This is a genomic window from Pseudomonas sp. GZJR-8, assembly GCF_002916705.1.
In the GTDB taxonomy this organism is placed as follows: Bacteria; Pseudomonadota; Gammaproteobacteria; order Pseudomonadales; family Pseudomonadaceae; genus Aquipseudomonas; species Aquipseudomonas synxantha_A.
The window spans coordinates 217,135-228,082 of sequence record NZ_JXSI01000003.1; the positions used below are offsets into that span (position 1 = coordinate 217,135).

General features: G+C 59.9%; 8 protein-coding genes. 1 reads left to right on the forward strand and 7 read right to left on the reverse strand.

Annotated elements, in window-relative coordinates:
• Nucleotides 1–181: 181 nt before the first annotated feature.
• Entirely contained in the window at nucleotides 182–1,987 is a 1,806-nt protein-coding gene (gene msbA / locus TK42_RS07300) for a lipid A export permease/ATP-binding protein MsbA (RefSeq protein WP_032878254.1), read from the reverse strand.
• Nucleotides 1,988–2,144: 157 nt separating this feature from the next.
• Between msbA and TK42_RS07305 the strand changes: the two genes are divergently transcribed.
• Nucleotides 2,145–3,986 (forward strand): bifunctional O-antigen ligase/aminoglycoside phosphotransferase family protein, encoded by a 1,842-nt coding sequence (locus tag TK42_RS07305; RefSeq protein WP_103733914.1) that lies wholly within the window; start codon nucleotides 2,145–2,147, stop codon nucleotides 3,984–3,986.
• Between the two features lie 19 nt (nucleotides 3,987–4,005).
• On the opposite strand, the gene TK42_RS07310 is transcribed toward TK42_RS07305, so the two are convergent.
• The 6 genes from TK42_RS07310 to TK42_RS07335 form a co-directional block, all read right to left on the reverse strand.
• Entirely contained in the window at nucleotides 4,006–4,887 is an 882-nt protein-coding gene (locus TK42_RS07310; RefSeq protein ID WP_032878256.1) for a glycosyltransferase, read from the reverse strand.
• The gene (locus TK42_RS07315) at nucleotides 4,884–6,032 is read right to left on the reverse strand and encodes a glycosyltransferase family 4 protein (protein ID WP_103733915.1); all 1,149 of its coding nucleotides are present in this window, start codon (nucleotides 6,030–6,032) and stop codon (nucleotides 4,884–4,886) included. Before TK42_RS07315 ends, TK42_RS07310 begins: the two co-directional genes overlap by 4 nt.
• Before the next feature lie 85 nt (nucleotides 6,033–6,117).
• On the reverse strand, nucleotides 6,118–7,524 hold the full coding sequence (locus TK42_RS07320; protein WP_032878258.1) for a PIG-L deacetylase family protein: 1,407 nt from the start codon (nucleotides 7,522–7,524) through the stop codon (nucleotides 6,118–6,120).
• Nucleotides 7,521–8,417, reverse strand: a complete 897-nt coding sequence (locus TK42_RS07325; RefSeq protein ID WP_103733916.1) for a GNAT family N-acetyltransferase — start codon at nucleotides 8,415–8,417, stop codon at nucleotides 7,521–7,523. The genes TK42_RS07320 and TK42_RS07325 overlap by 4 nt, the downstream gene beginning before the upstream one ends.
• Nucleotides 8,418–10,175: a carbamoyltransferase gene (locus tag TK42_RS07330; RefSeq protein ID WP_003187998.1), complete on the reverse strand. Its 1,758-nt coding sequence runs from the start codon at nucleotides 10,173–10,175 to the stop codon at nucleotides 8,418–8,420.
• A gap of 119 nt (nucleotides 10,176–10,294) precedes the next feature.
• Entirely contained in the window at nucleotides 10,295–10,630 is a 336-nt protein-coding gene (locus TK42_RS07335; RefSeq protein WP_032878260.1) for a YceK/YidQ family lipoprotein, read from the reverse strand.
• Nucleotides 10,631–10,948: the final 318 nt, after the last annotated feature.

A 10,948-nucleotide genomic window follows, 5' to 3' on the forward strand; every position in this document is an offset into this window, starting at 1 on the left:
CCACATACAAAATGAACAGGGGCGCGATATTAGCACAGGGTTTGCGGTCGCTTGCGCGCACTGCAGGCCAAATGTGGAAGGGGGCTTGCGCCCGATGGCGGTGTATCAGCTTGCACAAATGCCGGCTGATCCACCGCTATCGGAGGCAAGCCCCCTACATTAGCTCTGTGTCGCTGCTGGATCAGGTGATGTCAGCCGCTACTGGCGCATCCAGCCCCATGGCATGCAGGCGAGCGTAATAGCCGTTCTGCGCCAGCAACTCGCCGTGGGTGCCGCGCTCGACAATCCGCCCGTCATCCATAACCAGAATCAGGTCGGCTTTCTCGATAGTCGACAATCGGTGCGCGATCACCAAGGTCGTACGGCCTTGCATGACTTTGTCCAGTGCCGCCTGGATATGCCGCTCGGACTCGGTATCAAGGGCCGAAGTGGCCTCGTCGAGAATCAGCAGCGGCGCGTTCTTGAGCAAGGCGCGCGCAATCGCCAGGCGCTGACGCTGGCCGCCGGACAACAGCACGCCGTTCTCACCGACCTGGGTATCGAAGCCTTTGGGCAACTGGTCGATGAAGTCCTTGGCATTGGCATCCGCCGCCGCCGCTTCAACGTCGGCGCGGGGCGCACCGGCCAGGTCGCCGTAGGCGATGTTGTTGGTTACGGTGTCGCTGAACAGGGTCACGTGCTGGGTGACCTGAGCAATATGCTTGCGCAGGTTGAGCAGCTTGTAGTCTTCGATCTCTACGCCATCGAGCAGGATCTCACCGCTTTCATGGTGGTAGAAACGCGGGATCAGGCTGGCCAGGGTCGACTTGCCGCTGCCTGAACGGCCCACCAGAGCGATCATCTGCCCAGGCTCGGCGGTGAAGCTGATGTCTTTGAGCACATGGCGTTCGGTGCCTGGGTAGGTGAAGTTCAGATTGCGCACTTCCAGGCGGCCATTGACCTTGTCGCGCTCGATGGTGCCGTGGTCGACCTCAACGTCTTCGTCCAGCTGTTCAAAGATGCTCTCGGCGCCCGCAACACCTTTCTGGATGGTCGAACTGACCTCCGAGAGCTGACGGATCGGCTTGGGCAACAAGCCAGCCAGGGTGATGTAGGCCACCATGTCACCCGCCGAGGCATCGCCACGCAGATACAGGACCAGGAACATCAGCACGGCCATGGCGGAGTAGATCACCAACTGCAGCGCCGGGGTGTAGATCGCCCCGGTGCGAGTCATGCGCAGTTGCTTGTTGGTGTTGCTCTGGCTGGCCTTGAAAAAGCGCTTCTCTTCGTAGACTTCGCCACCAAAGCTGCGCACTACGCGGTAGCCCTGGATGGTTTCCGAGGCCACGTGGGTCACGTCGCCCATGGCCACCTGGATCTTCTTGCTCTGCTTGCGGAATTTCTTGCTGGCGGTGCTGACCATTACCGCAATCAACGGCAGGATCGCGATCATGACCAGCGTCAGGCGCCAGTTCATGTACAGCAGGGAGGCGAACAGGAAGATCACCGTCATGCCTTCGCGAATTACCACCTTGATGGCATCGGTTGCCGCACCCGTGACCATGGTCACGTTGAAGGTGATGCGGGAAATCAGGTGCCCGGAGTTGTGGTTATCGAAGTAACGGTTGGGCAGCGTCAACAAGTTGTTGAACAACTGCACCCGCAGGTCATGGACCAGCCCCAGGGAGACCTTGGCCAACAGATAGTTGCCCAGGAACGAACCCAGGCCCTGCCAGGCCGCGATCAGGATGATCAGCAGCGGCACCGCCTGCAGCAGTTGCAGATCGCGCAGGAAGGGTACGGTGGGGAACAACACGGCTTCCGGATTGGAAAGGCCGTCTACAAAGTACTTGAGGATGTAACCCAGCATCGGTTGGGTCGACGCGAAAATCAGAAATCCAAGGATACTCAACGCGAACAAGCCCATGTAGGGCTTAACGTAACTGAGCAGGCGGAAGTATATTTTCAAGCTCGAAGGGCTTGCGCTCGGACTGGAGTCGGTCATATCACGCGGCGTTTTGAAAAAGGAGGCTGACTTTAGCACAGCTTCTCTGTTGTACTTGCACCCGGTATACCCGCGGCCCGGTTGGATCTGACCGGCGACATTACATAGCCACTAGCTTAAGATGGTTGGCTTTCTATTTGTGGAATGGCTCTACTGTATGCACTCCAAGCGCCTTATCTATGGCTCAAACCGCGTTTTCGACTTCCTGGTCCTTTGGATTTTACCTGTTGGCTTGCTGCTGCTCCTGAGTGCACTTTTCTTCGTCGGCAATCGTAATGTCCTGCACCGGATCGTCTACATCCTGTTCAGCGTACCGACCTTGTTTTTACTGTGCATGCGCCCCCGGGAGCTCAGGGATCTGCTACGAGAGCCCCTGGCTATCGCCTTTCTAGCCTTTTCCGCCTGGGCCTTGGCCAGCCTGCTCTGGAGCCCTGAGCCCAGTTCCGATACCGACCTTTTCAAGCGGCCGCTCAATACCTTCATGCTGTTTGGCGGCTGCGGGCTCCTGCTGCATTACCGTAATGAACTGTTCAAGCCGATCTTCTTTGGTGCCGCCGTCATTGCGCTGGTGGTAAGCCTGTGCAACCTGGTGGTGTTCGTCAAATCATTCCAGCCCGGCATGCGCATGATCGGCGGCCTTGGCGCCCTCGACAACCCGTTGCTCAGTTCGCACCTTTTTGGTTTTTTCACTGTGTATTGGCTGTACGCCTGCATGACCACCCAGCGCTTGAAGGTATTGTGGTTCAGCGTACCGGCCCTGGCGATCATGACGGCGGCGGTGCTGGCGACCGGCTCACGCACGCCGCTGGTGGCGTTGACGCTGGCGATCCTGTGGATGAGCTTTGTCAGCCGCAACCGCCGCTCGGCATTGCTTCTCGGCGGTATGGTCCTGGGTGCCGTCGCGCTCCTGGTGCTCTACCCCGAATCGATCACTGAACGAGGCAGCTCATTCCGCCTTGAACTGTGGAGCATGTCGTTGCGGCTTATCGCCGAACACCCGTGGATCGGTCACAGTTACGACTCCGAACTGTTCCTGACCCTGGCAGATGGCGACCAACTGCGCGAACCCCACAGCTTTGCGCTCGGGGTGCTCTACTACGTCGGTATCATCGGCTTTATTCCGTGGATCTTCATGCTCGGGTGGGGCCTGTATAAGGGCCTGAAGGAGCGCGCGCAGCCGTTGTTCATCCTGGCATCGTCGCTGCTGGCCTATGGCATCGGCGCTGGCCTGACCGAAGGCGGCGGCATTCTGTCGCGGCCCAAGGAACATTGGTTCGTACTCTGGATTCCGTTGGCAATTATCACAGGTCTGAGCCTCGCCCAGCGCCACCGCAGCCTGCTGCGCATGCCGGTACAGAACATCAAGGTCCCGGCTTTCGAGCAGCTGTGCAGCAACGCCCATGTCATTGAAGCCGATGGCCTGGGCCCCAAAGTACTGCGCCTGCAAGACGGTAATTTCCTCAAGGTGTTCCGCCCCCGCCGCTGGTACACCTCCGGCAGTTTCAACCCCTATTCCGAGCGCTTTGCCAGCAACAGCGAGCAACTGCGTACCCTGGGGATCCCCGCTCCGCAAATCCTCGGGCTGTATCGTTTGCCCGATGCCAGCAGTGCCGTCACCTACACCCCCCTGCCCGGCCTGACTTTGCGCCAAGCGTTGCAAAGCCTGGACAGCAGCCTGCGCGAATCACTGGTGGAGCGTTTTGGCCGGTTCATGGCGCAGTTGCACGAGCGAGGGGTGTACTTTCGCTCGTTGCACCTGGGCAATGTGTTGTTGATGGACGATGGCGAGTTCGGCCTGATCGACATCGCTGACCTGCGCATCTACCCCTCTTCACTGCGTTATGCGCTGCGCCAACGTAACCTGCGTCACATGCAGCGCTATCCACAAGACCGCAACTGGCTGTTCGAAACGCATTTCGAACAACTGGTCAAAGGGTATGCCTCGGTGGCAAGCCCGGCCGCCACTGCGAAAATCCGCGAGCAGGTACAGGGCCTGTAGCAGGAGGGATGGCGCCGTTTCAGTTCCTGAGCGGCGCCAGATACAACCTCACCAACCCACGCAAGGTCTTGCGCCCCCAGAACTTCAACGGGATCTGCTTGAGAATCTCGCGCGCCAACGGGCGGTCGCGGTCGGCGGTCTTGAGGAACATTGAGTTCAGGAAGTTGTAGCGCACCTGATCATAGGCCGGGTGATCGCTGAACAATGCGTAAGTCTTGAGAATGTTCTGGATCATGTAACGGTGGTTCTTGTACGTGTTGGTAGCGTGCTGGCGATATTTGGCCATCACCACACCCAAAGCGTCGATGGTATAGCCCGCCGCCGTGATCTTCAGCTGGATCAACAAGTCCTCCAGGGGAATCTGCGGGTCGAACCCGCCGACCTCCTCCAGTACGTCGCGACGAATCAGCATGGTCGGCGCCGGCGGAAAGGGCTTGCGGTCCAGGAATATATCGTCGAAGTCGAGGCTGCGAAACGGCACGTCGCGACGTTGCTTCTTCTCCGGGTGCAGGTTGCCGTCACCGTCGATCAGCTCGATATTGCCGGCGCACATGCCCACCTTCGGCTTGCCCTCCATGTACGCAACCTGAGTGGCGAGACGGTCCGGCAACATGATGTCATCCGAACCGAACGGCGCGATCAGGCTACCCTTGGCACGAGCGATCGCACCGTTCAAGGTGGCGCTGAGGCCTTGGTTCTGCTGCACCTGGAAATCAAAGCCGTGCTCGGCCTGCAAGCGCTGGATGCGTTCGACGCTGTCATCCTTGGAACCGTCATCCACCACCAACAGTTCGATATTGGGGTAGGTCTGCCCCAGCACGCTGAGGATGCTCTGTTCGATGTACTGGCCATGGTTATAGGAGGCGATGATCACCGAGACCAGGGGCTGTTGCTGATTCATGCTCTACCTACTTCACGCAAACCGGTTTCAATCAGGGTCAGGTACTTGTGCTTGAACTCGTCAAGGGTGTGGTTGGCCTCCAGATAGCGGAACACCTCTTCACCCTTTTCGCGCAGCTGTTCATCGCTCAGTGCCAGATAAGTATCCAGGGCTGCAGCCAGCTGCTCGACGTTGCCCGGGTCATGGGACAGCCCACCCGCGCCCTGCACCAGGGGCAGCATTGCCGGTCCGTTGGAGGCAATCACCGGCAGATGGCCGCTCATGCCTTCCAGCAGAGCCAGGCCCAGGCCCTCGAACAGCGACGGCATGGTCCAGATGTCGAAGCCGCGCACGTACTTCATGCCGTCTTCGCGAAAGCCCAGTAAGTGCGCACGACCGTTCAGGCTCAGGCGTTCGATATCGGCACGCAAATCGGCTTCGGCGCGCCCGGAACCAATGATGCCCACCTGCGCCTCAGGGTATTTATCCTTGAGCGTGGCGAAAGCCTGCAGCAGATGAGTATGGCCCTTGATCGGCACCAGGCGGCCCAGAGCGCCGATCATCCGTGCTTCCATTGGCAGGCCCAGGGCCTTGCGTGCGTCCTCACGGGACAGTTGCAAGGCTTCTGCCTGGGGAATGTCGATGGCGTTGGTGACGTAGCTGGTGTTTTCACGGGTGAACCCACAGTTAAGGTCCACCAGGTAGTCCTTCACCGCTTCCGACACGCCGACAAAACGCCAGGCCGGGCTGACCCAGCGCTGGGTCTGACGCCGACGGTAACCACGGGCATATTCGCCAAAACCGTGGGAGATACCGATGCACAGAGGGATTTTCAACCAGCGATTGAGCGACAGCATCATGTTCACCGATTTGAAGCGGTTACAGATGACCACATCGAACTTCTGCTCGCGGCAATACTTGTAGATCTGCCACATGGCGCCAAAACGAATGCCCTTGAGAGACTTCTCCGGCAGCTCGAAATAGTGGGAGTGCTCAGCCACGCTCAGGGGCTGGCCGGGCAGCGGACGACCGCTTAGAAACCCGGAGGTCACCTCGAAACGTTCAGGCGGCAGGGATTTGACGATTTGCTCACCCAGGTCGGCGAAGTCATGGGTCTTGACGTTGTAGTCCGGCTGTAACTGCAAAACCTTGAAACGCGGCTTCATAACTCTCCATGCAGCGATCTGGCTACGGGCGCACGGCCCGGTAAAATGGGCGGCAGACCCACGCTGGCCTGCCTTCGAGAGGGTTTCAGTCCTGCTTAAGGACCCACAGCAGCTCGTGACGACGCACGGCTTTGCGAAAGAATTCGTTCTCGCCGTAAGGCGATGGACTACGTCCGGCCAGCACTTGCTGCAACCACTTGCGCACCCGGCGCTTGAGCGGCGCGCGCGGCTGCAAGTCGTGCATCATGCCCAGGGCCATGGCCTTGTCCTGCTGCTGGCTCAAGGTGAGTGCAAAGCTGCACGGCACCATCTCGGGCGATGAATCGAAACGTGGCGGCAGCGCCATCCCAGCACCGGAGTCACCCATGGGCCAGCGGTCATTATCATGCAGGTGGTTGGCATAACCGAGCAACGTGTCGGGCTGCCACTCCAGGCCCTGCAGAGCTTCAAGCACCGCCGCATGGGCGCAGATGTGGTCAGCGTGGGGGTCCAGCAATGGCGTGGGCAACACGATCACCTGAGGGCGCGCCTTGAGCAGCAGTGCGCGCAGGTCGGCGATCAGGTTGTGCCAGGTCGGTGCGCCATCTGCATCACCCGGCAGGGCAAAGCCGTTGAACTGGCGAAATAGCCGCGTGTCGGCCAAATCCGCTTCGCGCGACGCCTGAGGCTGGTCCGGCGCAGCCTGCATGGCCTGCAATTGCATGCAGAAGTAACCCAACTGCACGCATTGTGCTTCGGGCACCCCGGCCCAACGCGGCACGGCAACGCTGTCCCAGGCACGCAAGCGGCCCTTGAGGCGTGATGCTTGGGCCTTGGGCAAACCCATCTGCTGATAGTGCTCGGCTTCGATCTCCCCGGCGGTCAGGGTCACGATCCAGCTTTCAGCCGCTTGACTGTAAAGGCTGAACGCGGCCAGCTCGGCATCGTCGGCGTGAGGAGCGATCACCATCACACGTTGCTGGCGATAGTCCGGTTGGTGGAAATGCCACAGAATCGGCTGCCCCTTGATCCGGCAAAAGCGCCCGCGCAAGCTGATGTTGCCCGCCGCCAGTGCTTGTGCAGCGCCGGTCAGGTTGAGATAGCGACGCCCGTTGACGCCACGTTCAAAGGTTTGGCGGTCCGCTGAGTCAAGGCCCAACAGGTCCACCGCCGGGTCTAGGAAGCGCCCCAGCCACGAACTTTTCAACTCAACGCCAATAATCAGGGTTTCATCGTTCGCCAGCGGCGCATCCAGCAACAGCCGCCCCGACTCCAGGCGCAAACCGGGCTGCTCGCTGCCGGCTGGGAATGCGTACTCATAGTGGTCGCTGGGCGAGTAGAACAGGTGATCGGCAAACCACGCTTCATGGGCCGCCCATAGCAACACCGCCAACATCGGCGGCAACCACCAGGCCACCATTACACCGGTGGCAACCAGCACCGCCAAGCCGATCAACAGCGCGATGCGCTTGTTGCGCCGATGGCGCTTGAGCAGTTGCTGTTTGCGACTCATACGCTGAACACCGGCACCGGGTTGCACCAGCGCTCCTTATACTCACGGTCGGAACGACCGAAGGAAAAGCGCAGCGACTTGTTCGCCGCCCGCGCCTGCTCCCAGGCGCTTTGGGTATTGAGGAAACTCAACACGCTGCCAGGGCTGAACGCGCGGGTTTGCGGGTCGACGCCGCCGTTGACGTACTCGGCGCTGAACCATTCATTGGACTGCACCTGATACACCAATTGCACCGCAATCGCGGCGTCATTGAGAAACAGCACCGAGCCGAACACAAACTCCTTGAGCAGCTCCAGCACCTCGGCAAAACGCGCCGCACCAGCCGCCGGGAACCCCCAGCGACGCTGGAACAGATCGCAATAAATCGCCGCCAGCTCCACGCTGGAGAACTCACTGACCGCCCGCACCACGCCGCCCGCTTCTTCCAGCAAACGCAATTCACGTCGTTGGTTGTAGCGAAACTTCTTCGACAGCTCTTCGGGCGTGCGCGCCATGGCCAATTGCTCGGCCTGGGGCTTGAGGGTACTGACGCGCCCTTCGTTAAGGGCCGACAGGTAGCGCGCCCGGTGGCGCAGCGGCAACTGAGCATCGGCGGCAATGGGCAGGATGACCTCGGCATTGCCCAGGTCAAACAGGCCTTTCTTGCCGGTGCGCTTGAGCACGTCCTTGGAGAGAGCCAGATCGCGCCCCCAGGTGGCTATCGCCCCCTTGAGTTCGCCACCTTGTTCCCAGCCCAGGTAGCGTACCGGAATCTGCGCCAGGCCAGCCAACCGCTCGATAACCTGCGGGTGGGTCGCCACGCTGCCGCCGTAACGCTGCCAGGCCTGGGCGTAAACCTCGGCCTCGACAGGCGCCCAGCCACGTTCACGCCAGCCCTGGAAGCGGTTCAGCATTTAAACCACGGCGTCATAAGGGTCCACGCCGTCTTTCACGACCAGGATGTCTTCCATGATCAGGTACTGCAGGTCCGAGCCGAAGAACATGTTCAGCGCGTCGGTCGGCGAGCAGATCATCGCCTCGCCACGACGGTTGAGCGAGGTGTTCAGGGACACACCGTTACCGGTCAGCACTTCCAGCTCTTTCATCATGTCGTAGTAGCGCGGGTTGTATTCGCGCTTGAGCACCTGGGCGCGGGACGTGCCATCTTCATGCACCACTTCAGGCACGCGGGTCTTCCACTCTTCCGACACTTCAAAGGTGAAGGTCATGAACGGCGCCGGGTGATCGACCTTGATCATCTGCGGGGCCACGGTGTCGAGCATCGACGGGCAGAAAGGCCTCCAGCGCTCGCGGAACTTGATCTGGTGGTTGATGCGGTCAGCCACGCCGGTGGCGCTTGGGCAGCCGATAATCGAACGCCCACCCAAGGCACGCGGGCCAAACTCCATGCGGCCCTGAAACCAGGCCACCGGGTTACCGTCGACCATGATCTTGGCGATGCGCTTGGGCATGTTTTCGATCTTGCGCCAGTTCGGCTTGCTCTCGTGCTTGGCGCAAGCGGCGATCACGTCTTCGTTGCTATAGGACGGGCCGAGGTACACGTGCTCCATCTTCTCCACCGGTACACCACGAGCGTGGGATACATAGGCGGCCGCGCCGACAGCCGTGCCGGCATCACCGGACGCCGGCTGCACGAACAACTCTTTCACGTCGTCGCGGGCAATGATCTTCTGGTTCAGCTTGACGTTCAGCGCACAGCCGCCGGCGAAGGCCAGCTTGCCGGTGTCCTTGAGGATGTCGCCCAGGTAATGGTCGATCATCTGCAAGGCCAGCTTCTCGAACAACGCCTGCATACTGGCGGCGTAGTGGATATACGGCTCGTCGGCAATGTCGCCTTCGCGCTTGGGGCCCAGCCACTCGATCAGTTTTGGCGAGAAGTAGAAACCCTTGCCCTTCTCTTTGTAGCGACGCAGGCCGATGACGTTGGCGTAGTCGGTGTTGATCACCAGCTCGCCGTTTTCAAAGGACGCCAAACGCGAGAAGTCGTACTTGCTGGCATCACCGTACGGCGCCATGCCCATGACCTTGAACTCACCGTCGAGCATCTCGAAACCGAGGAACTCGGTGATCGCACCGTACAGGCCGCCGAGAGAATCCGGGTCGTAGAATTCCTTGATCTTGTGGATCTTGCCGTTTTCGCCATAGCCGAAGAACGTGGTGGCGTACTCACCTTTGCCGTCGATGCCCAGGATCGCGGTTTTTTCCTGGAAACCCGAGCAGTGGTAGGCGCTGGAAGCGTGGGCCAGGTGGTGTTCAACCGGTTCGATCTTGATTTTCTTCGGATCGAAGCCCAGTTGTTCCAGGCACCAGACAATCTTGTTGCGATAGCGCTTGTAGCGACGGTTACCCATCAGGATCGCGTCGAGGGCGCGGTCCGGGGCGTACCAGTAGCGCTTGGCGTAGTGCCAGCGTGCCTCGCCGAACAGGCTGATCGGGGCGAATGGGATCGCCACCACGTCAACGTCCGAAGGCTTGATGCCAGCCTGTTCCAGGCAGAACTTCGCCGACTCGTAGGGCATGCGGTTCTTTGCATGTTTGTCGCGTACGAAGCGCTCTTCTTCGGCGGCCGCAATCAGCTTGCCGTCGATATACAGGGCTGCGGAAGGATCATGGCTAAGGGCGCCGGACAGGCCAAGAATCGTCAATGCCACTGGGGTCTAGCCTCTTTTAGTCTGCATGCAGGCGCATCGCGCCTGAAAAAAGTGTGCTTCCCGCCCGGGCGGGAAACAGCTAAAGGGCGGGATTATAGCTTAAAAGCAGTAGGAAGCTGTTAGCGCAGCTCGATGCTACCGTCGGCGCTTTGGCGGTAGATGGTGTACGGCAAGACGAGCGTGTCCAGCACCGCGGAAACCGGCGCATCCAGAATGACCCATGGAATCCCGTTCAACGAGAGCCCACCCGCAGAGTTGGGAGGCCCATGCAAGACGCAGAGGTCATAAGCTACGCCACTGTAGATTCGCGAAACGGACTGACAGTAGGTTTTCTTGCCCTTGAGGTCACGAACAGTAACGTCATCGCCACGCAGCACGGTGGTCGCCGTGCCGCAGCCTGCAACGATCAACGACATTCCCAGCAACATCAGCAAGCGCAGGATAGGAGTCCACATAGTTGATTCTTCTTTTCGTTTGATAAAGATCGAAAACCTAGCACCACAAAACCAAGACTTCAGGCTTGCGCAGTCGACGCTAAGCGTAGGAAGCGTCCCAATGCGCCAGGCGGTAAGGAGTTCGGCAAATCAGAGGACGAGTCGTTAAACTTGTCACATTTGCACCTACACCCCTTACTTGCGTGCGCTACCCACTCGGCCTTTTCATGACTCCTTCTGCTCCAACCTGCCTTGCCTTACTGCTGGGCCTGTGCAACACCGCCCAAGCCGACAATGCGCCCCTGATCCTGGATCCCAGCGTGGTCACCGGCTCCCGCA

Coding starts and splice junctions, on each gene's coding strand:
- msbA (WP_032878254.1), bottom strand. CDS start 1,987: ATGACCGACTCCAGTCCGAGCGCAAGCCCTTCGAGCTTGAAAATATAC.
- TK42_RS07305 (WP_103733914.1), top strand. CDS start 2,145: ATGCACTCCAAGCGCCTTATCTATGGCTCAAACCGCGTTTTCGACTTC.
- TK42_RS07310 (WP_032878256.1), bottom strand. CDS start 4,887: ATGAATCAGCAACAGCCCCTGGTCTCGGTGATCATCGCCTCCTATAAC.
- TK42_RS07315 (WP_103733915.1), bottom strand. CDS start 6,032: ATGAAGCCGCGTTTCAAGGTTTTGCAGTTACAGCCGGACTACAACGTC.
- TK42_RS07320 (WP_032878258.1), bottom strand. CDS start 7,524: ATGAGTCGCAAACAGCAACTGCTCAAGCGCCATCGGCGCAACAAGCGC.
- TK42_RS07325 (WP_103733916.1), bottom strand. CDS start 8,417: ATGCTGAACCGCTTCCAGGGCTGGCGTGAACGTGGCTGGGCGCCTGTC.
- TK42_RS07335 (WP_032878260.1), bottom strand. CDS start 10,630: ATGTGGACTCCTATCCTGCGCTTGCTGATGTTGCTGGGAATGTCGTTG.